Raw genomic sequence first — 19939 nt, forward strand, 5'->3', positions numbered from 1 at the left:
CGGGGCGCTAGCGTGGTGTCCATGCTGCGGGAGTGGACGAGGGCCGACACGAGCGTGCTGCTTCGTGTGCCGAGCGTCGACGACGACAAGTACTCACGGGGTGTGGTCGGCCTGCGCACCGGCTCGGCGGCGTACCCGGGGGCCGCGGTGCTCGGCGTCGAGGCGGCGTGGCGGGCCGGCGCGGGCTACGTGCTGTACACCGGCGAGGCGAGGGATGCCGTGCTGGCGAAACGTCCCGAGACGGTCGCGAGGACCGAGGTGGGCAGGACGCGGGTCGGGGCCTGGGTGATCGGCTCGGGGACGGATGCCGAGCATCGCAGCGCTGACGAGCGCGCGGAGCTCGACGCGATCCTGCGCGGCGACGCGGCCGTCGTCGTGGATGCCGGGGCTCTGGACCTCGCCGGCGAGGGCTCCGCGCCGACGCTGCTCACACCGCATGCCGGCGAGTTCGCGCAGCTGCGCGCCCGGCTGGGGCTCGATGAGCTCGACCTGTCGCATGAGGACGACAGGACGACCGCTGTGGTCGAGACCGCGAGGCGACTGCGCGCGACCGTGCTGCTCAAGGGCGCGCGGACCGTCATAGCCGGGCCGGACCACGACCCGATCGTGGTGGGCAACGCACCGTCGTGGCTGTCCACCGCCGGCACCGGGGACGTCCTCGCCGGAGTCATCGGGGCGCTGGTCGCGGCGGATCCCGGACGGCCGCTGGCGCAGTCGGCCGCGGCCGCCGCCTGGCTGCACGGGCATGCCGCGGCACGGGCATCCGGAGCCGCGCACGGCGCAGCCGGGCATCCGATCGTCGCCCTCGACGTCGCCGACGCGCTGCCGGGCGCCATCGGCGAGCTGCTGTCGTGACACCGGGGCGACGGGTGTGAGATCGCGATCGTGGCCGCTCTGGGCGGCGTTCCTCGGGGCGCACCTGCTCGTCGCCGTCTCCGGATGGCTGCTCCCTAGCCAGCCGATGGGCGATGTCGTGCTCGTCTACCAGCCGTGGTCGGCGGCGGCGCTCGGCGGCGGCACGATCGTCGGCGTGACCGAGAACTGGGTCTACCCGCAGCTCGCCCTGCTGCCGATGCTGCTCGCCCAGCCGCTCGCCCTGCCGTTCGTGCCGCTGCTGGGCACCGCGGGCGCGTACCTGGTCGGCTGGGCCGTGCTGGTGACCGTCTGCGACGCGCTGGGGCTCGCCGTGCTGCTGCGCGACGCGGGCCGGCCTCGGCGGCTGGCCGCGTGGTTCTGGATCGCCGCCCTGCTGCTGCTCGGGCCGATCGCCATGTACCGCATCGACGCGATCACGCTTCCCGTCGCCCTGGCAGGCGGGCTGTGGCTCGCCACGCATCCACGCCTGGGAGCCTCGATGCTCGCCGTCGGCGCGTGGATCAAGATCTGGCCGGGAGCGCTCCTGGTGGCCGCGGTGGCGGCGGGCCGGCACCGTATGGAGCTGCTGATCACCGCGGCATCGGCCACCGCAGTCATCGTCGTGGCGCTGCTCGGGCTCGGCGCAGGCGATCGGCTGCTCGGCTTCCTCACCGCCCAGACGGGACGAGGGCTGCAGATCGAGGCCGTCGCCGCAACGCCCTTCCTCTGGGCGGCGACCAGGGGAGAGGCGAGGATCGAGTACAGCCTCGACATCCTCACCTACCAGGTCATCGCTCCCGCGGCCACGGCCATCGCCGCGGCCATGACGCCGCTGATGGTGCTCGCGTTCGGCGGCATCCTGGCTCTCGGCGTCGTCCGCGCGCGAGCAGGCGCTCGCTGGCAGCGTCTGCTCCCGCCTCTCGCGCTCGCGCTGATCACCGCCCTGATCGTCACCAACAAAGTGGGTTCGCCGCAGTTCACCGTCTGGCTGATCGCCCCGGCGATGCTCTGGATCGTCTTCGACCGGGCCCGCGCGCACGCGCCGGCGGCTCTCGTGCTGCTGCTGTGTGCGCTCACCTTCAGCGTCTACCCGCTCACCTACGCAGGACTCCTCGCCGCCGATGCGCTGCCGGTTCTGCTGCTCACCGTCCGCAATGGCATGCTCGTGGTGCTGCTGGTCGTCGCGCTGCGCGCGGTGCTGCGAACTCCGACGCCCGCCCGCTGACCGTGCAGAGAGACCAGAGATCCACACCAACAGGAGGAACCATGCTCGTCGCATTCTCAGTAGCCCCGTCGGGCGACGGCCGCTCAGGCGATTCCGTGCACGATGCCGTCGCCGCCGCCGTCACGGTGGTGCGCGAGTCGGGCCTCGCTCATCGCACCACCAGCATGTTCACCGAGGTGGAAGGGCCCGACTGGGACTCGGTGATGGAGGTGGTCAAGCGCGCCACAGAGGCCGTCATGCCGTTCGGATCGCGCGTCTCGCTCGTGCTCAAGGCCGATATCCGGCCCGGATACACCGGTGAGCTGGATGCCAAGATCGAGCGCCTCGAGCGGGCTATCGACGAGTCTGAGGGCTCGTAGGACTGCTGATGAGCGACACGGCGGACGCCATGCGCGTCGCCGGCACCGCCGTGGTGCTGCGCGACAGCGCGCACGGCATCGAGGTGCTGCTGCTGCGGCGACCGGCGACCGGATCGTTCGCCGGGGCCTGGGTGTTCCCCGGCGGTCGTGTCGATGGAGCCGATGAGCGAGCCGGCGAGGACGAGGAGCAGGCAGCCAGGCGCGCGGCGGTGCGGGAGACCGCGGAGGAGGTCGGCGTCGGCATCCGGGATCTCGTCACCCTGTCGCGCTGGGTGCCGCCGGCGGAGACGCCGGTGAGATTCCGCACCTGGTTCTTCCTCGCCCGTGAGAGCGGCGATCCGCTGCGGCCGAACCCCGGCGAGATCGAGGAGGCCGAGTGGATGACGCCGGAGCGGGCCTTCGACCGGCACGCCTCGGGTGAGCTCATGCTGTTCCCGCCGACCTGGGTCACCCTGTACTCGCTGCGCGATCACGGCGACGTCGACGCCGCGTTCGCGTCGGTCAGCGCCTTCGCGCGCTACGAGACGCGAATGCAGAAGCTCGACGACGGGATGCGAGCGCTGTGGGCGGGCGATGAGGAGCATCCCGACGCTCCTGGCGGCCCCGGCGCCAGGCATCGGCTCACGATGGGACCGCCACCCTGGGTCTACGAGCGCGACTGAACGGCGTCACGTCGCGAGCAGCCGCTCCAGGTGCGCGCCGACCGGTTCCGTCTCGATGAGGAACCCGTCGTGGCCGAAGTCGCTCGTGAGCACCACGGCCTCATCGTCGATCATGTTCGGGATGCTGCGTGCGATGCGCTGCTGCCCGTCGACGGGGAACAGCCTGTCGGTGTCGATGCCGAGCACGAGGGTCTTCGCCGTCACGGTGTGCAGCGCCTGCTCCACACCGCCGCGGTCCCGGCCGATGTCGTGCGAGTTCATGGCCTCGACCACGGTGAGGTAGCTGTTCGCGTCGAATCGGCGGGTGAACTTGTTGCCGTGGAAGTCGAGGTACGACTCGACCGCGAACCGTCCGCCGCGGCCGAGCGGTGAGACGTCGGACTGCCAGGAGCGCTGGAAACGCTGATTCAGCTCGATGGGGCTGCGGTAGTTCAGCAGCGCCATACGGCGTGCCAGTGCCAGTCCGCGGTGCGGGCCCTCGCCGAGAGCTGCGTCGTAGTACTCGCCGCCGGCGAATCTCGGGTCCATGCGCACCGTCTCGAGCTGGACGAAGTTCAGCGCCAGCTGGTCGGCTGTGGTCACGGGAGGAGACGACAGCACCGCGAGTCGCTCGACGCGCTCGGGCTGCATCACACCCCATTCGAGTGCGTGCATGCCGCCCATGGAGCCGCCGACCACCGCCGCCCAGCGCTCGATGCCCAGCGCGTCGGCGAGGCGGATCTGAGCCGAGACCTGGTCGCGGATCGTGAGGTAGGGGAATCGGGATGCCCACTCCCTGCCGTCGGGGGCGATGCTCGCCGGGCCCGTCGACCCCTGGCATCCGCCCAGCATGTTCGGGGCGATCACGAACCACCGGTCGGTGTCGATCGCGGCGCCGGGGCCGACGATCTCGTCCCACCAGCCGGCGGTGGGGTGGCCTGCACCCGCGGCGCCGCGCACATGGCTGTCGCCGGTCAGCGCGTGCAGGATCAGCACGGCGTTGTCGCGCGCCTCGTTCAGCTCTCCCCATGACTCCCAGGCGAGCCGCGTGGCGGGCAGCACCTGTCCGTTCTCGGTGCGGAAGTCGCCGAGGAATGTGAAGCGCCGCTCGCCGACGGGGTCGCCGTCGCGCCAGGCTCCGGTCGCAGGCGGACGCGCGCGAAGCAGACGGACATCGGCCTCGGTCACGGGTGCCGAGGGCACCGTGTCCTCGGAGGTCGTCTGCCAGTCCATGCTCCCATTCTCGCCTGTCGATGGCCGGCGCCTCGGAAGGTTACGGGCCCTGTGCCGTGGGTGCATGGCGGCGGGAAGCGCTGATGCCCCGGACCGAACGATCCGGGGCATCAGCATCTGAGGAGGACGATCAGGCGCGAGCGGCCTCTGCGACGCGACGTGCGGCGCTCAGTGCGCCCTCGAGGTCGGCCTTGAGGTCTTCGATGTTCTCGATGCCGACCGACAGGCGCACGAGCCCTGGCGTCACGCCGCTCGAGAGCTGCTGCTCGGGGGTGAGCTGCGAGTGGGTCGTCGAGGCGGGGTGGATGACGAGCGAGCGCACATCGCCGATGTTCGCGAGGTGGCTGAACAGGGTGAGGCTGTTCACGAACTCGCGACCGGCCTCCACGCCCCCCTTCAGCTCGAACGACAGCACCGCGCCGACGCCCTTGGGGGCGTACTCGTTCGCCTTGGCGTACCAGGGCGACGAGGGCAGACCCGAGTAGTTCACCGACGCGACGTCGTCGTGGTTCTCGAGCCACTCCGCGATCTCCTGCGCGTTCTGCACGTGGCGCTCGATGCGCAGCGAGAGCGTCTCGATGCCCTGGATGAGGTTCCACGCGCTCTGCGGCGAGATGGCCGAGCCGAGGTCGCGCAGCAGCTGAACCCGGGCCTTGATGATGTACGCGAGCCCGTCGCCGACGGCAGCGGTGTAGCTGGCGCCGTGGTACGAGGGGTCGGGCTCGGTGAGGCCGGGGAACTTGTCGACGTTCTGCGACCACGCGAACGTTCCGCCGTCGACGATCGCACCGCCGATGGTGGTGCCGTGACCGCCGAGGAACTTGGTGACCGAGTGGATGACGATGTCGGCGCCGTGCTCGAACGGGCGGATCAGGTACGGCGTGGCGATCGTGTTGTCGACGATCAGCGGCAGACGGTTCTCGTGCGCGATGTCGGCGACCGTGCGGATGTCGAGCACGTTGATCTTCGGGTTGCCGATGGTCTCGGCGAAGAAGAGCTTGGTGTTCGGCCGCACCGCTGCGCGCCACTCCTCCGGGTCGTCCTGGTTCTCCACGAACGTCACCTCGACGCCGAGCTTGGCGAGGGTGTACTTGAAGAGGTTGTAGGTGCCGCCGTAGATCGAGCTCGATGCCACGAAGTGGTCGCCCGCCTCGGCGATGTTGAGGATCGCGAACGTCGAGGCCGCCTGGCCGCTGGAGAGCACGAGCGCTCCGGTGCCGCCCTCGAGAGCGGCGAGGCGCTGCTCGAGCACATCCTGGGTGGGGTTCTGGATGCGGGTGTAGATGTTGCCGAACTCTGCGAGCGCGAACAGGTTCGCGGCGTGGTCGGCGTTGTCGAACACGTACGACGTCGTCTGGTAGATCGGCGTCGCGCGCGCCTTGGTGACCGGGTCGGGCGCGGCGCCCGAGTGGATCTGCTTGGTCTCGAAGCGCCAGTTCTCGGCTGCGGTCATGACGTGCTCCCAGGTGTCGGGTGGTGGAGTCGTTCGGCTGGATGCCTGACAGTGACATTACGAAGCCGCGCCATGTCCGACAACCGGCGGGAAATGTTACGTAACACAGTCTCATGACCGTATCCGCCGCCGGTTGCGTTTACGGTGGAGCCATGGTGATCAGACGTGCCGTGGTGACCGGAGCGAGTTCGGGTATCGGAGAGGCGACGGTGCGCGTGCTGCGCACGCAGGGCTGGGAGGTCGTCGGCGTGGCGCGGCGCGAGAAGCGGCTGGCAGCGCTCGCCGCCGAGACGGGGGCATCGGCGATCGCGTGCGATCTCACCGATCCCGAAGCCGTCGACGCACTCGTCGCCGAGCTCGAGAGGACCGGACCGGTGCACGCGCTGGTCCAGGTTGCCGGAGGTGCGCGAGGCACCGACAGCGTCGAGCAGGGATCTATCGACGACTGGCAGTGGATGTACGACGCGAACGTGCTCGCGACCCAGCGCCTCGTGGCGGGGCTGCTTCCGCTGCTGCGGAAGGCGGCGGCAGCCGACGGTCATTCCGACACGGTGTTCGTCACCTCGACCGCCGCACAGAACCCGTACCCCGGTGGGGCCGGCTACAACGCGGCGAAGGCGGCGGAGGCGATGCTCGTCAAGGTGCTGCGGCAGGAGCTGCACGGCGAGCCGATCCGCGTGGTCGAGATCGCGCCGGGCATGGTGCACACCGAGGAGTTCGCGCTCAATCGCCTGGGCGGCGACTCGGTCGCGGCGGAGTCGGTGTACGCCGGCGTCGCCGAGCCGCTCGTCGCCGACGACGTGGCCGAGCTCATCGCGTACGCGCTGAACGCGCCACGGCGGGTGAACCTCGACCTGGTCACGATGCGACCTCTGGCGCAGGCCGCGCAGCACCTGCTGGCCAGAGGACCGCTGCACGTGCGCACGGACGACTGATGCGACGGACTCTCGCCGAGCTCGCCGACGCGGGTCTGATCGACGCCGGGTGGGCGGAGGCGCTGCAGCCGGTGCAGCCGGTGATCAGCGAGCTCGGAGACCGGCTGCGCGCCGAGCACGCCGCGGGGCGCGAGTACCTGCCTGCCGGGGCGAACGTGCTGCGCGCCTTCCAGCGCCCGCTCGCAGACGTCCGCGTGCTGATCACCGGGCAGGACCCGTATCCGACGCCCGGTCACCCGATCGGCCTGTCCTTCGCCGTCGAGCGTGACGTACGACCTCTGCCGCGCAGTCTGAGCAACATCTACAAGGAGCGCCACAGCGACCTCGGCATCCCGCCGGCGCCGCACGGCGATCTCACCGCGTGGAGCGATCAGGGCGTGCTGCTGCTGAACAGGGTGCTCACCGTGCGCCCCGGCGCTCCGGCGTCGCACCGCGGCTGGGGCTGGGAGCAGGTGACCGAGCTGGCGATCCGCGCCCTCGTCGCCCGAGATCGGCCTCTCGTCGCCGTGCTGTGGGGGCGAGATGCCGCAGGGCTCAAGCCGCTGCTCGGGCAGACGCCGACCATCGAGTCGGCGCACCCGTCGCCGCTGTCGGCAAGCCGAGGGTTCTTCGGGTCGCGGCCGTTCTCGCGTGCGAACGCGCTTCTCGAGTCGATGGGCGCGGCCGGCGTCGACTGGCGCGTGGCGGGGGAGTCGTGAGCGAACTGCGGGTGCGTCCGGCAGCGGACGCCGACCTGCCCACGATCCGCGACATCTACAACCACTACGTGCGCTCGTCGACGGTGACCTTCGATGAGATCGAGTCGAGCGTCGAGGACTGGCAGGGCAAGGCGATCCGGATCGCTGCCGCCGGCATCCCCTTCCTCGTCGCCGAGAGCGAGGGCGAGGTGCTCGGCTACGCCCTGGGGCAGCCCTGGTCGGCGAAGTCGGCCTATCGGTTCACGATCGAGAACTCGATCTACCTCGCGCCGTCCGCTGCGGGCAGGGGAGTGGGATGGGCGCTGCTCGCGGTGTTCCTCGACAGCTGCAGGGAGGCCGGTCTGCGTCAGGTCATCGCGGTCATCGCGGATCGTGGTGCCGAGGCGTCGATCGCGCTGCACCGCAAGGCGGGCTTCGCGGACGCCGGACGCCTGTTCGAGGTGGGCGAGAAGTTCGGCGACCGGCTCGGGGTGCACTTCCTGCAGAAGGCGCTGTGACCGCGGATCCACTGCGCGATGTACGCGACGCGCTCGCGGAGCTGGCGCCGGCGGATCCCGGCATCCGGTCGGCGGTCACGCTGCGACGCGACTCCGCCTTCCTGAGCCTGCTCAGCGCGAGCGATCCCACGGCCTGGGCGATCGTCCACTCGACGGGCTCGACCTGGTTCTCGCTGGTCGTCGACGGGCACTACACGCGCGACGTGATCGACGTCGACCTGACCGACCGCGAGATGCGCGAGCATCTTGCCGCGCTGGTCGACATCGCGCTCGCGCACCTGCACGGGGGGAGCAGGCTGATCCGACGCGCCGGCCGGCATCGCCTCGCCGTCGCTGTCGACGGCGCCGAGCTGCTGCTGTTCGCCCCGCTCGATCGGATGCTCGCCCGGTTCTCTCCGCTGCGTGCACGTCGTGTGCGCGCGCGGCTGTCGCGCGCTGCGGACGGACTGCTCGCTGACCGTCGGCTGCCCCCGATCGAGGACAGCTGGATGATCGTGCATCCCGAGACATGGGAGCTGCTCGTCGATCTCGATGCGCTGCAGGCGGGACTCGCCGGATCCTCGACGTGGCGGCGAACCACGGAGGGCGGACGGATCCGCAGAGAGCTGGCAGGAGAGGCCCTCCTGCTGGCTGACGCCCTCGCCGAGCTCGGGCTGGTGGACGTCGCCGTCGGTCTGTCTGACCTCGCCGCGCAGATCGACCGGTACTGAGAGATGTCGTCGAGGCGCCGCCCTGCGCGCGGGCGGCGCCTCGACCATGCGATGAGGATCAGCCTGCGGAGTATCGCGCCCACAGGTCGGCATGATCGGCGCGGAAGCGCGTGACCAGGTCGATGCATGCTCGATCGTCGACGATCTCGACGTGCACGCCCTCGGTGCGCAGCTGCGACACGTGGCCGGCGAAGTGGTGCACCTCGCCGACGATCGCCGAGCGCACGCCCGTGATCAGAGCGGCTCCGGCGCACATCGCGCACGGCCCCTCTGTGGCCACGAGCACAGCGCCCTCCGGCACGCGACCGTGGCGTTCGATGCAGTCGCGGATCGCCTCGGTCTCGGCATGGGCGAGGAAGTCACCCCGCTGCACCTGACGGTTGCGTCCCAGGGCGATCACCTCGCCGCCGTGCAGGATCGCCGCCCCGAAGGGCATTCCTCCCTCGGCGACGCCGTCCTCCGCCTCACGCAGGGCCGCGGCGAGCCCGGTCTCGGTCCATTCACGCAGCATGGGCCACCGCCGTCGACCTGTCCTTCGACAGCATCCAGTGGAAGGCGATGCCGAGCGCGCAGCCGAAGAACCACGAGAACGGGGCGAGCGCGCCCAGCGCGGGCACCTGCGCGATGATCGTCGCGAGACCGCCCGCCAGCAGCAGAGCTGCGATCGCGCGGGGATTGAATCCGCGCCGGTACCAGTACTTGCCGCGCGGGTCGGCGGTGTAGAGGTGGTCCATGTCGATGTGCTGGCGACGCACGAAGAAGTACTCGCAGATCACGATGCCGAAGATCGGGCCGATGAACGCCGAGAAGGTGCCGAGCGTGTACTGCACTTCTGGCCGCCGCGGCCTGCGAGGTTGGTGAAGAAGTAGATCAGGGTGATGCCGACGAGCAGGGCGGTGAAGACCTGCCAGCCGGCGAGCCCCAGGGTGAACAGGCCGGCGGCGAACACGTACCCGGCGACCGAGTGGACGTTCGACATCCACATCGCGAACAGGTTGTACACGCCCCAGGACTGCTGAGTGACGGGACTGATGTCGGGGTCGGTCAGTGTGGGGCTGGGTTCGAAGCGCGTAGCACCCGCATCAGGAGGCTGAGTGTGCTCACGGATCTCGGACATGGTGTCTCGATTTCCGCGCCACGTCAGCGTGGCGCGAGTCGGGCTCGAGCCGTCGTCGGCGTCGAGGAAGGACATTCTGGTATACCGTAGCGGCAAATGGTATACCGCGCGAGACCTGTTTCAGGATGCGGGAATGACTGGCACTGCGGCGAGAAGTCGTCTCGTGTACTCGTGCGCCGGATGCTGCAGCACAGCGGCGGTCGCGCCGTGCTCGACGATGCGCCCGTCCTTCATCACGGCGACCGTGTCGCTGAGGTGCTGCACGAGCCCGATGTCGTGCGAGACGGTGATCATCGTCAGCCCCTCCTCGGCCTGCAACCGGGTGAGCAGGGCGAGGATCTGCGCCCGCACTGTGACGTCCAGCGCCGACATCGGCTCGTCGCCGACGAGGATGCGCGGGCGGTGCACGATGGCACGCGCCAGCGCGATGCGCTGGCGCTGACCACCGGAGAATTCGTGCGGATGCCGGTCGGCCATGCCGGCGTCGAGCCCGACCTGCTCGAGCACCTCCCGCACCCGCGCCCTGTGATCTCCGGGGATGTCGAGGGCCCACAGCGGCTCGGCGATGATCCGGCCCGCGCTCATCCGCGGGTCGAGCGATGCGTAGGGGTCCTGGAACACCAGCCCGGTCTGGCGGCGCAGCCAGTGCAGCGACCGTGCGCTCGCCGTGGCATCCACCTCTCGCCCGCCCACGCTCACACGCCCGCTCGTCGGGCGGTCGAGACCGAGCAGCAGCCGCACGAGCGTGGACTTGCCCGATCCCGATTCTCCGATCAGGCCCAGTGATCCGCCCTCCGGGACGGCGAGGTCGGTCGGGTGCAGCGCCGTGCTCGTGCGGCGGCGCTCGAAGATCGTGCGCCGCCGAACGGGGAAGCTGCGGCTGAGGCCCTCGGCGACGATGAGGCCGGTGCCGGTGCCGGTGCCGGTGCCATCGGAGACTGTCATGCTCCGCTCCCGTCGTCGTCGCCGTCCGCTCTCCACAGCGTCGCCGTGGCGTCGCGCAGCAGCGCCTGTGTGACCGGCGAGGCCGGGGCGCTGAGCAGCGTCGCGACCGGCGCCTGCTCGACGACGCGACCGTGCTCGAGCACGACCCCGTGCGTGGCCACCTGCGACAGCACGGCGAGGTCGTGGGTGATGAAGACGAGCGACATGCCCTCGTCGGTGACCAGGCCGAGAAGCAGCTTCAGCACCTCTGCCTGGATGGTCACGTCGAGCGCCGTGGTCGGCTCGTCGGCGATCAGCAGCCGCGGTCGGCAGGCCAGGGCCATCGCGATCGCGACCCGCTGACGCTGTCCGCCGGAGAGCTGGTGGGGATAGCGGTCGACGATCGACGCCGGATCCGGCAGCTGGACGCGGGCGGCCTCTGCGATCGCGCGCTCGCGCGCCTCGCGCCGCCCGAGCCGCTCGTGGATGCGCACCGACTCGCCGATCTGCCTGCCGACCGTGCGTATCGGGTTCAGCGCGGTGCGCGGCTCCTGGAACACCATGCCGATCTCGTCGCCGCGAAGACGCGCGAGTTCCCGGTCGGGCAATCCGACCAGCTCGGTGCCGTTCCACCGGATGCTGCCGGTGACCTGAGCGCCATCGGGCAGCAGTCCGAGTATGGCCAGGGCCGTCATCGACTTGCCCGACCCGGATTCGCCGATCAGCCCGAGGCGCTGGCCGTCCTCGACCGCGAAGGACACGCCGTCCACGACGCGTGCGCCGTCGAGCTCGACGACGAGCGACTCGACTTCGAGACTCATGCGACCACCTCCGGCACGTGCACCTGCGCGGAACGGCGGGAGAGAGTGGGGTCGCTCGCCTCGCGCAGCGCGTCGCCGAGCAGGTTGAGGCCGAGCACGGTGACCGTGATCGCGATGCCCGGCCAGACGACGGTGAGCGGATGCACGCCGATGTAGCGCTGCAGATCGGCGAGCAGCGTCCCCCAGGACGCTTCGGTGAGGGATGCCCCGAAGCCGAGATACGACAGACCGGCCTCGGCCAGCACGGCGACCGCCATCGACCACGACAGCTGCACGATGAACACCGGCGCGATGTTCGGCAGCAGGTGCCGCACCAGGTTCTGCCCTGCGGTGAGTCCGGCTGCGCGACCGGCGAGCACGAAGTCGCTCTGCTGAACCCTTCGCAGCTCGGGCCGCGTGACGCGGGCGATGCTCACGCCGAAGCCGATGCCGACCGCGAACACGACCACCCAGAGCGAACCGCCCCACACCGCCGAGATCATCATGGCGATCATGAGCACGGGGAAGGCGATCAGGATGTCGACGAGGACCGCGATGCTCTCACGCACCCAGCGGGCGGTGAGGGCTCCGAGTGCTGCGAGTGAGATGCCGACCAGCGTGGCGACGACGCCTGCGCCCACGGCGACGAAGGTCGTCGTGCGCGCCCCCGCCATGAGCAGGCTCAGGATGTCGCGGCCGGTGCCGTCCGTGCCGAGCAGATGCGGCCACCCGGGGGCCGCCCAGCGTCCGCGCACGTCGGAGAGCATGGGATCGAACGGGGTCCAGAACAGCGAGACGAGGGCGGTGAGTGCGATGATCGCGACGACGAGCACCGCGAACCGGCCCGTCCACGAAGACAGCAGCGCGTGCAGCCAGCGGGGCATCAGCCTTCCTCCGCTCTCTGCCTGGGGTCGACGGCGTGGTGCACGAGGTCGACGATGAAGCCGATGATCAGCACGAAGCCGGTGAGCACGAGCAGCTCGCTCTGCACTTTCACGAGATCACGGGTGCCGACGTCGGCGACGAGCATCCGGCCGATGCCGGGCAGCGTGAAGAGCTGTTCGATGACGACGGATCCGACGACGATGCCGGCGACCTGCACGCCGAGCACGGTGACGATGGAAAGACCGACGGCGGGGATGCCATGGCGGATGAGTGCCTGGCGGCGGGTGAGGCCCTTCGCGGCGGCGGTGCGGACGAAGTCCTGCCCCGCGGCCTGGAGGGTCGCGCTGCGCACGAACCGCATGAGCATGGCTCCTTCGACGATGCCGATCGTGAGCGCGGGAAGCAGCAGCGACTCGAACGCCCTGCCAGGCGTCGCCCACCCTGAGCGGGGGAAACCCTGCGCGGGGAGCCAGCCCAGCCAGTGGGCGAAGACCACGACCAGCATCATCCCGGCCCAGATCACGGGCACGGCGGCGAGGGTCTGCGCGGCGATGCTCAGCGCCGTGCCCCCGCCGCGGCCGCGCAGGAGCGCCGAAAGCACCCCGAACGGCACCGCGATCAGCAGGGCGATCGTCAGGGCCATCAGCCCCAGGGGAACGGTCACCCGCGACTTCTCGACCAGTTCGGCGCCCACCGATGCTCCGCTGAGCTGGGAGGTGCCCAGATCGCCGCGCATGACCCCACCGATCCAGTCGGTGTACTGCGCGAGCAGGGGCTTGTCGAGGCCGAGGGACTCGCGCAGGGCTTCGACGGTCTGCCGGTCGGCCTGCGTGCCTGCGATCAGCTGCGCGACGTCTCCGGGGAAGACCCGCAGAGTGAGGAAGATGATCACGCTCGAGACGAGGAGCCCCGCGATGAGCAGGGCCCCTCGTGTGAGCGCGTAGCGGATCACTCCGCGGACTTCGTCACACCCGCGAGGTCGATGCGCGAGTTGATCGAGTCGGTCGGGAAGCCCGAGACGGCCGCCGTGTGCGCGGTGAGGGTCGCGCCGTTGTACAGCCAGTCCGCCGCGTGGTCCTCCGACACGATGCGTGCGGCCTTCTTCAGCAGCTCGGCGGACTTGTCGGGATCGATCTCGGTCTGCGACTTCTCGTAGAGGTCCTGCACTTCGGGGTTGTCATAGCCGAAGTAGTAGTCGGGGTTCGCGAAGTTCGCGAAATCGCGCGGCTCGACGTGCAGCACGAAGCTCAGGTCGTAGTCGTGGTTGGTGTAGACGTCCTCGAGCCAGGCCGGGAACTCGACCCGCTTGACCTCCAGGGAGACGCCGACCTTGGCATAGTCGGAGACCAGGACCTGAGCGGCAGTGGTGCCGTAGAACGAGGGGATCGTGAGCGTCAGATCGAGCTTCTCATGACCGGCCTCCTTCAGCAGCTCCTTCGCCTTGGTCGGATCGTAGGGGGCGACGTCGCTGAGGTCCTCGTATCCGGGGTCGAGCTCGGGGATGGGGCCGTACAGCGTCTGACCTGCGCCGATCGCCTCGACGAGGGCTTCGTGGTCGACGGCCAGGCGGAGCGCCTCGCGCACCCTGACGTCATCGAGCGGAGCCTTGCTCCCGTTGAACGCCAGGGTGGCCTTGTCGGTGGTGCGACCGGTCGTGATCGTGAAATCGCCGGTGTCCTCGAGCTGTGAGACGAGGTTCGGGTCGACAGCGGTCAGCACGTCCAGCGTGCCGTCGAGCGCCGCGTTCACTCCAGCGGTGAAGTCGGGGATGTACTGGAAGACGACCTCGCCGATCGTGGCGGCATCCCCCCAGTACTCGTCGTATCGGTCGAAGGTGATGGAGCTGCCCTTGGCCCAGCGGTCGAGTACGAAGGGACCTGTGCCGTTCTCAGCGGTCTTCAGGTCGGTCGTGTCGCCGTTCTTGAACACCAGCCCTGCGGGACCGGTGAGCGTGAACAGGAAGTTCTGGTCGGGCTTGGTGAGTGCGATGGTGACGGTCTGGGCGTCGGGTGCCGTGATCGATGCGACATCGGCGAAGTCGGCGTTGCCCTGAATGCTGGCGTCGGCCTTGACCGCTTCGTAGGAGGCCACGACATCGGCGGAGGTGAGCGCGGTGCCGTCGTGGAATGTGACGCCCTCGTTGAGGGTGAACTCGTAGGTCAGCCCGTCGTCGGAGATCTCGTACTGCGTCGCGAGGCGCTCCTCGATGCCGTTGTCCTCGGTGCGGGTGACCAGTCCCTCGTAGATGTTGTCGACGAGGATCTGCTCGAGTGCTGCACCGCTGGTGTGGCGGATGTCGAGGTTCGTCGGCTCCAGCACGAGGCCGACGGTGAGGGTCGCGTCGGGATCGGGCGCGGCCGAGGCGGTCGGCTCCTGCTCCGGAGCAGGAGTGCATGCGCTCAGTGCGACGGCGCCGACGGCGAGGAGGCCGAGCGCGGCGAATCCGATGGAGCGTCGGGCGGGTGATGCAGACAAGGGCTGTCCTCTCGATGGAAGCGTGGAGCGCGCTCAGCGCGTCACGCGGGTCAGGGCGCCGGATGCGATCTCGGCGAGCGAGGCGGGTGCTGTCTCCTGGACGTTGTGACCAGCGGCGACGGTGACGATCCTGGCGGTGGGCAGGTGCTCGGCGAAGGTCGCGACGTCGGCATCCTGCAGGAAGCCCCGCTCGCCGCGCACGAGGGTGACGGGAGCCGCGACGCCGGCGAGCTGCGCCCAGGGCGCGCCACCGGATGCCGCATGGGCGGCCTTCAACGAGTCGAAGGCCGATCCGATGATCCGGGCGAAGTGGTGCTTCCACTCGACGCGGCCGTCCGCGCGCACGCGTGTGTTGAAGAACACTCCGCGTTCGGTGTCGGAGCGACTGCCGCCGAAGCCGAACTGCTGCGCGCGATCGACGGCCTCGTCTCGTGAGGAGAAGTCGGTCACGGTGTAGAACTCGCGCAGCACGGCGGGCGCCGCGTCGGTGTCGACTCCGGGGACGATGTCGACGAGCACCAGCTCGTGGACCAGCTCGGGATGCCAGGAGGCGACGATCGACGCGGTCAGGCCGCCGAGGGAGTGTCCCATGAGCACCTGAGGCCGCGACGTCCACGCTCGGAGGGCCTCGGCGACGTCGTCGGCGAGCACGGCGGGGGAGTAGTCGAGGTCTTCGCGCCATGAGGAGTCTCCGTGCCCCGCGAGGTCGATCGCGATCACGGGACGGTCGAGCAGCAGCACCACCGCGTCCCAGGTGTGAGCATTGAGCCCGGCGCCGTGAAGCAGCGTGACCTCGGGATCGCCGTCGCCGAAGCGCAGGGCGCTCAGGGTACGCCCGTCCGGCAGGGCGAGCGCGATACGCTCGGCGGGCGGCACATCGGTGCCGAGCTGGTGCGCCTGGGAACGCAGGTAGCGGAATTCGCTGGAGTCGTTGACCACGGCCATATTCTGCTCTTGCGATGACGGCTCAGGAAATGCGAGATCAATCTGCTTTACACAATTGCGTAACACGCTTCACAATGCGTAAAGATTCTGCCCGCAGCTTGGCTCTCTGCATTTCCCCGATTCGCGTGCCGCGCAGGTCGCCCCCGTAGGCTGGATGCATGGGACAGCTTCTGATTCGAGGATGCGCATGACGGTGCTCGCCGTCGGCGGCGTCGCCAACATCCGCGACGTCGGCGGCATGGCCGCAGGTTCCTCGCGCGTGCGCGCCGGCGTGCTGTTCCGCTCCGGTCATCTCGCGCAGCTCACCGCAGAAGGCGGCGCGATCCTCTCGGGCAGGGTGCGGCACGTGGTCGATCTGCGGGATGACATCGAGGTCGAGCGCGAGCCTTCGGCGCTGACGGGCGTGCCGACGACGCGCATTCCGCTGTTCCTCGGATCCGTCGGATCGTTCTTCGCGCAGAACATGGACCTGGCCGCGATGTACCGCCACCTGATCGACGAATCGGCGCCTCGCCTCGTCGACGCTGTGCGGGTGATCGCCGCCGGGGAGCCGACGCTCGTCCACTGCACGGTGGGGAAGGACCGCACGGGTGTCACTGTCGCCCTGGCGCTCAGCGCCGTGGGCGCCGATCGTGACGCGGTGGTCTCCGACTACGCGCTCACCGCGTCGCAGCTGCCGCCCGAGCGCAACCGCGCGATCGTGCAGTACCTGCGCGCTCACCTGCCGGACGCCACGAACGCCGTGGAACTGGCCACCGCCTCGCCGGCCCCCGTGATGGCCGCGCTGCTCGCGGACATCGACGCGAGATACGGCTCGATTGCTGCGTACCTGCGCCAGGCGGGCATGAGCCAGGCCGAACTCGACGCGCTGTCGGCCGCGCTGCTGGATTGAGTTCGACCCGTCGGGCGGCGACTACGCGTACGTCGTGCTGCCGAACATGGGCCACTCGACGACGTTCGACGAGTCCGATTCGCCGACGGTGTCGGTGGTGGCGAACAACCCGAGCGCGCAGATGATCAGCGAGGCCGGTTCGGGGCTCACGCTGGCGAACTTCTTCGCCGCGGGATCCGCCGGCGGCTTCGAGGCGAGCGGGTCGTGCTCGCTCGCCGTGCGCACTGCGGACGGACGCACCACCGTCGCGCTGTCGGGCCCGAGCCGAACGCAGACGGTCGCGCGAGTGACGCTGCCCTCGGCGGACGGAACCACGGTGGTCGAAGCGGATGCCGGCGTGCGTGTCTTCTCGACGTCACCCCTCACCCTCGAGTTCGAGCTCGACGGCCACGGTCACCCGAAGCGGATCGTGCTCGGGCAGCGCCGGATCACTCTCCCTTCCCCCCCCGGATGCCCGGACCATACCCGGCCGACCGCGGATGCCCGGGCCGGATGGGAAACGCCGGTGCGCACCCCCGTGAACCGGTGTTTTCCATCTGTACGGCTGCGCGGCAGATGAGAAACGCCGGTGGGAGGCATCCGGCACCGGCGTTTCCCGTCCGACAGCGTCAGCCCACCGTAGCCGCAGCGCGCAGCCGCCAGCAGCCCATCGTTTGCGTCGATGAGGTTAGGCAACCCTACATCGGTGATAGAGTGGCATCATCATGAGCACCGTTCAGACGTTCGCAGGAAGCCGCGCCGCACGCCGGGCTTCTCGGCGACCGCAGGTGCAGCACCTCATCACGGCCGACGAGCACTCGCTCGCCGACCTCGAGCTCGCGCTCGCCACGCTGCCGCTGTGCGCCGTCGGCCGTGTCTTCATCGAGGTCCCTGAGGCCTCCGATGTGGGGATCGTCGCGGCACCGCCGCGGATGACCGTCACCTGGCTTCCCCGTGCCCGCCGGCACTCCGCACCGCGCGCGACCGGCGAGGCGCTCACCAGAGCCGCGATCGCCTGGTCGGACGAGATGCTCTGCGACGACTCCGGCGCGGGCCTGCGCACAGAGGCCATCCTGCTGGGCGGATGGCTGAGCACCGCCGACATCGCCGAGCACCTCACTGACGCGCACGCCGTGCCTGCGGCGGCGATCCACGCGCCGTCGCACTACGGACTGTCGCTCGACTGATCGTCCGCCGCGGGCCGAAGGGCTCGCGATGCCCGTGCCACGTAGCCGCCGTCTTCGAGGCCGGCTTCGATCTCGAACCGGTTGCGAAGGGGATTCCGTCCGGCGAGCAGATACAGGACGGGCATCAGGAAGCCGTATCGCTGCCATTGGCGCTTGTGCACAGCCTCGTGCCTGAGGACCGCATCCGACGGATCGCGGTCTCCGGTGAGGAAGCATCCGCCGACGCAGACGCCGCCACGAGCGAATGACCATGCGGGGAGGCCGCGGAACACCCACAGACCGTGTCTGCGCTGCACAGCGCCGGTGCTCCACAGCGATCCCCACGCCCAGCCGACGGCCGTGCCCCATGCGAAGCCGACGCGGCTGATCGGCGAGTCGAGCAGCAGTGCTGGAATGAAGCGGTCGATTCTGCGCCCTCGCTCGAGGGCGCGCTCGGCGTCGGCGCGCCAGTCGCCCGTCACGCCACAGCGCCGATCAGCCGAAGGATGGCTCCGAGATCGAGCACCGCGTCCGCAGGGCTGCGTGGCGCGAATCCGGCGATGGTCGCGCCGGCCAGGGGCACCTCCTCGCGGAGGCGTCTGAGCGCGGCGGCGAGGCCGCTCGCGGTCACGCCGAAGGGGGCGGCCTGGGAGACGCCCTCGAACTCGGCGGGATCGAGCACATCGACGTCGATGTGCACCCAGACGCGGCCGGCTCCGGTCGCCCGTACGGCGGCTGCGACGGAGTCGACGTCGTCCAGTGCATCACGCGACAGCAGCGTCAGTTCGCTCAGCGCGTCCCGTTCGCTGTCGTCGATGCTGCGTGCGCCGAGAAGGACGACCCGTTCGGCGGGGATTCCCGGCGAGAGCGCCAGCTGCGGCTCGCCCTCGCCCATGACCGCGCGCAGGGCCATGCCCGCGAAGGCGCCCGAGGGCGAGGTGGACGGCTCGTTGAGGTCGGGATGCGCGTCGCACCACAGCACCGCGACGTCGGAGGTGTCGAGGGCGGAGAGCGCGAAGACGCTCACGCTGCAGTCGCCGCCTATGACCACGACAGGGTCGGTGTGCCCTGCCAGCTGGTCTGCGACCATGTCGCGCGTGCGCTGCAGGGCGCTGAGCCGACGGATGCCCGTGCCGAGAGAGTCTCCTGCCTCCAGGGGCACGTCGAGCACGGTCGTGTCGCGACGGGGCAGGTCGCCCGCGATCGCGGCCGCGCCGTCGGTGAGCAGCATGGCACGGGCCGACGGCGACCCCTGCCACTGCGGGACGATCAGGAAACGGGTCATCTTGCTCTCCGAGGGGAGAAGGCGTGGTGGGTGCCGGGCTGCGGCACCCACCCCGTGGTTCACTCTGCTTCGATGGCGGCACGCGAGGTGCCGCCGGACTTCAGCTCTGCGAGACGCGCCTCGACCTCGGTCAGCTCTCCGAGGTCCTCGAGGCTCTCGAACTGCGCGTCGAGCGACGAGGCCGCGATCTCGGCCTTGCCCTGGGCGAGCGCCTCCTGGCGGCGGATCTTGTCTTCGAAGCGGCCCAGCTCGCTGGTCGGGTCGAGCACGTTGATCGAGCCGATGGCGTCCTGCACCTTGGTCTGCGCCTCGGCGACCTTGGCTCGGGCGAGCAGCTCGCTGCGCTTCGTCTTGAGCTGGCCGAGCTTCTCCTTCATGCCGTTCAAGCCGCTCTTGAGCTTCTCGACGATCTCGGTCTGGGCGGCGATCTGCGGCTCGGCCGCCTGTGCCTCTCGCTCCTCGCCGATCTGGCGCTGCAGGGCGATCTTGGCGAGGCTGTCGAACTTGTCGGCATCGGTGGTGTTGCCGGCAGTGCGCAGCTCATCAGCCTTGCGGCTGGCGGCGAGGGCCTTGTTGCCCCACTCGCGAGCGGCACGCACGTCCTCTTCGTGGTCGCGCTCGAGAAGGCGCAGGTTGCCGATCGTCTCGGCAATGGCCGACTCGGCGTCGGCGATGTTGTTCGTGTAGTCGCGCACGAGCTGGTCGATCATCTTCTGCGGGTCCTCGGCCTGGTCGAGGAGGGAGTTGATGTTCGCTCGGACGAGGGTCGAGATGCGTCCGAAGATTGATTCCTTGGCCATAGTCGTTCCTTTGCTTTTCTCGGATGGTCGTGGTCGTGGTCGTGGTCGTGGTCGTGGTCGTGGTC

Annotated in this window: 25 protein-coding genes; 11 read left to right on the forward strand and 14 right to left on the reverse strand. The window is 69.8% G+C overall.

Features of this window, described 5'->3' with window-relative positions:
• Positions 1-21 precede the first annotated feature (21 nt).
• Genes FVO59_RS11660 through FVO59_RS11675 form a run of 4 tightly spaced genes read left to right on the forward strand, consistent with a single transcriptional unit; the run spans position 22 to position 3101 of the window.
• On the forward strand, positions 22-855 hold the full coding sequence (locus tag FVO59_RS11660) for an ADP-dependent NAD(P)H-hydrate dehydratase (RefSeq protein WP_182252781.1): 834 nt from the start codon (positions 22-24) through the stop codon (positions 853-855).
• 16 nt (positions 856-871) lie between these two features.
• Positions 872-2080 (forward strand): hypothetical protein, encoded by a 1209-nt coding sequence (locus FVO59_RS11665; protein ID WP_182252782.1) that lies wholly within the window; start codon positions 872-874, stop codon positions 2078-2080.
• Between the two features lie 41 nt (positions 2081-2121).
• Entirely contained in the window at positions 2122-2439 is a 318-nt protein-coding gene (locus tag FVO59_RS11670) for a thiamine-binding protein (protein ID WP_182252783.1), read from the forward strand.
• 8 nt (positions 2440-2447) lie between these two features.
• Positions 2448-3101 carry an NUDIX hydrolase gene (locus tag FVO59_RS11675; protein WP_182252784.1) on the forward strand — a complete coding sequence of 218 codons (654 nt, stop codon included), beginning with the start codon at positions 2448-2450 and terminating at the stop codon, positions 3099-3101.
• 6 nt (positions 3102-3107) lie between these two features.
• Here the strand turns inward: FVO59_RS11675 and metX are convergent, their stop codons facing one another.
• On the reverse strand, positions 3108-4313 hold the full coding sequence (metX, locus tag FVO59_RS11680; protein WP_182252785.1) for a homoserine O-acetyltransferase MetX: 1206 nt from the start codon (positions 4311-4313) through the stop codon (positions 3108-3110).
• A 130-nt stretch (positions 4314-4443) separates the two neighbouring features.
• A complete protein-coding gene (locus FVO59_RS11685) occupies positions 4444-5766 on the reverse strand; it encodes a bifunctional o-acetylhomoserine/o-acetylserine sulfhydrylase (protein ID WP_182252786.1) in 1323 nt (440 codons plus the stop codon).
• A 152-nt stretch (positions 5767-5918) separates the two neighbouring features.
• Between FVO59_RS11685 and FVO59_RS11690 the strand changes: the two genes are divergently transcribed.
• Genes FVO59_RS11690 through FVO59_RS11705 form a run of 4 tightly spaced genes read left to right on the forward strand, consistent with a single transcriptional unit; the run spans position 5919 to position 8606 of the window.
• On the forward strand, positions 5919-6701 hold the full coding sequence (locus FVO59_RS11690; protein WP_182252787.1) for an SDR family oxidoreductase: 783 nt from the start codon (positions 5919-5921) through the stop codon (positions 6699-6701).
• Positions 6701-7399, forward strand: a complete 699-nt coding sequence (locus FVO59_RS11695; RefSeq protein ID WP_182252788.1) for a uracil-DNA glycosylase — start codon at positions 6701-6703, stop codon at positions 7397-7399. Before FVO59_RS11690 ends, FVO59_RS11695 begins: the two co-directional genes overlap by 1 nt.
• On the forward strand, positions 7396-7896 hold the full coding sequence (locus FVO59_RS11700) for a GNAT family N-acetyltransferase (protein WP_220465668.1): 501 nt from the start codon (positions 7396-7398) through the stop codon (positions 7894-7896). The genes FVO59_RS11695 and FVO59_RS11700 overlap by 4 nt, the downstream gene beginning before the upstream one ends.
• Positions 7893-8606 carry a hypothetical protein gene (locus FVO59_RS11705; RefSeq protein ID WP_182252789.1) on the forward strand — a complete coding sequence of 238 codons (714 nt, stop codon included), beginning with the start codon at positions 7893-7895 and terminating at the stop codon, positions 8604-8606. The genes FVO59_RS11700 and FVO59_RS11705 overlap by 4 nt, the downstream gene beginning before the upstream one ends.
• Positions 8607-8664: 58 nt before the next feature.
• Here FVO59_RS11705 and FVO59_RS11710 read toward each other — a convergent pair whose 3' ends face one another.
• From FVO59_RS11710 to FVO59_RS11750, 9 genes are read right to left on the reverse strand one after another with little or no spacing between them, the layout of a single operon-like run.
• Positions 8665-9117 (reverse strand): nucleoside deaminase, encoded by a 453-nt coding sequence (locus tag FVO59_RS11710; RefSeq protein WP_182252790.1) that lies wholly within the window; start codon positions 9115-9117, stop codon positions 8665-8667.
• Positions 9107-9436, reverse strand: a complete 330-nt coding sequence (locus FVO59_RS11715; RefSeq protein ID WP_182252791.1) for a cytosine permease — start codon at positions 9434-9436, stop codon at positions 9107-9109. Before FVO59_RS11715 ends, FVO59_RS11710 begins: the two co-directional genes overlap by 11 nt.
• Positions 9379-9798, reverse strand: coding sequence for a cytosine permease (locus FVO59_RS11720; protein WP_220465669.1), 420 nt, complete (start codon positions 9796-9798; stop codon positions 9379-9381). Before FVO59_RS11720 ends, FVO59_RS11715 begins: the two co-directional genes overlap by 58 nt.
• Before the next feature lie 45 nt (positions 9799-9843).
• A complete protein-coding gene (locus FVO59_RS11725) occupies positions 9844-10668 on the reverse strand; it encodes an ABC transporter ATP-binding protein (RefSeq protein WP_182252792.1) in 825 nt (274 codons plus the stop codon).
• Positions 10665-11468, reverse strand: a complete 804-nt coding sequence (locus FVO59_RS11730; protein WP_182252793.1) for an ATP-binding cassette domain-containing protein — start codon at positions 11466-11468, stop codon at positions 10665-10667. The genes FVO59_RS11725 and FVO59_RS11730 overlap by 4 nt, the downstream gene beginning before the upstream one ends.
• On the reverse strand, positions 11465-12331 hold the full coding sequence (locus tag FVO59_RS11735) for an ABC transporter permease (RefSeq protein ID WP_182252794.1): 867 nt from the start codon (positions 12329-12331) through the stop codon (positions 11465-11467). The genes FVO59_RS11730 and FVO59_RS11735 overlap by 4 nt, the downstream gene beginning before the upstream one ends.
• Entirely contained in the window at positions 12331-13284 is a 954-nt protein-coding gene (locus tag FVO59_RS11740; protein WP_182252795.1) for an ABC transporter permease, read from the reverse strand. Before FVO59_RS11740 ends, FVO59_RS11735 begins: the two co-directional genes overlap by 1 nt.
• A complete protein-coding gene (locus FVO59_RS11745; protein WP_259363205.1) occupies positions 13281-14807 on the reverse strand; it encodes an ABC transporter substrate-binding protein in 1527 nt (508 codons plus the stop codon). Before FVO59_RS11745 ends, FVO59_RS11740 begins: the two co-directional genes overlap by 4 nt.
• Positions 14808-14840: 33 nt before the next feature.
• A complete protein-coding gene (locus FVO59_RS11750; protein WP_182252796.1) occupies positions 14841-15752 on the reverse strand; it encodes an alpha/beta fold hydrolase in 912 nt (303 codons plus the stop codon).
• Between the two features lie 187 nt (positions 15753-15939).
• On the opposite strand from FVO59_RS11750, the gene FVO59_RS11755 reads away from it, so the two are divergent.
• From FVO59_RS11755 to FVO59_RS11765, 3 genes are all read left to right on the forward strand, one after another.
• Positions 15940-16644 carry a tyrosine-protein phosphatase gene (locus FVO59_RS11755; RefSeq protein WP_182252797.1) on the forward strand — a complete coding sequence of 235 codons (705 nt, stop codon included), beginning with the start codon at positions 15940-15942 and terminating at the stop codon, positions 16642-16644.
• Between the two features lie 34 nt (positions 16645-16678).
• Positions 16679-17203: a polysaccharide lyase beta-sandwich domain-containing protein gene (locus FVO59_RS11760; protein ID WP_182252798.1), complete on the forward strand. Its 525-nt coding sequence runs from the start codon at positions 16679-16681 to the stop codon at positions 17201-17203.
• Between the two features lie 145 nt (positions 17204-17348).
• The gene (locus tag FVO59_RS11765) at positions 17349-17810 is read left to right on the forward strand and encodes an SIP domain-containing protein (RefSeq protein ID WP_182252799.1); all 462 of its coding nucleotides are present in this window, start codon (positions 17349-17351) and stop codon (positions 17808-17810) included.
• Here FVO59_RS11765 and FVO59_RS11770 read toward each other — a convergent pair.
• The 3 genes from FVO59_RS11770 to FVO59_RS11780 are packed head-to-tail and all read right to left on the reverse strand — an operon-like array spanning position 17789 to position 19874.
• Positions 17789-18271 carry a Fe-S oxidoreductase gene (locus FVO59_RS11770; RefSeq protein WP_182252800.1) on the reverse strand — a complete coding sequence of 161 codons (483 nt, stop codon included), beginning with the start codon at positions 18269-18271 and terminating at the stop codon, positions 17789-17791. The genes FVO59_RS11765 and FVO59_RS11770 overlap by 22 nt on opposite strands.
• Positions 18268-19074: an arginase family protein gene (locus FVO59_RS11775; protein ID WP_182252801.1), complete on the reverse strand. Its 807-nt coding sequence runs from the start codon at positions 19072-19074 to the stop codon at positions 18268-18270. The genes FVO59_RS11770 and FVO59_RS11775 overlap by 4 nt, the downstream gene beginning before the upstream one ends.
• A gap of 59 nt (positions 19075-19133) precedes the next feature.
• Positions 19134-19874, reverse strand: coding sequence for a PspA/IM30 family protein (locus tag FVO59_RS11780; protein WP_182252802.1), 741 nt, complete (start codon positions 19872-19874; stop codon positions 19134-19136).
• Positions 19875-19939: the final 65 nt, after the last annotated feature.

Source organism: Microbacterium esteraromaticum (assembly GCF_014084045.1).
GTDB lineage: Bacteria > Actinomycetota > Actinomycetes > Actinomycetales > Microbacteriaceae > Microbacterium > Microbacterium esteraromaticum_D.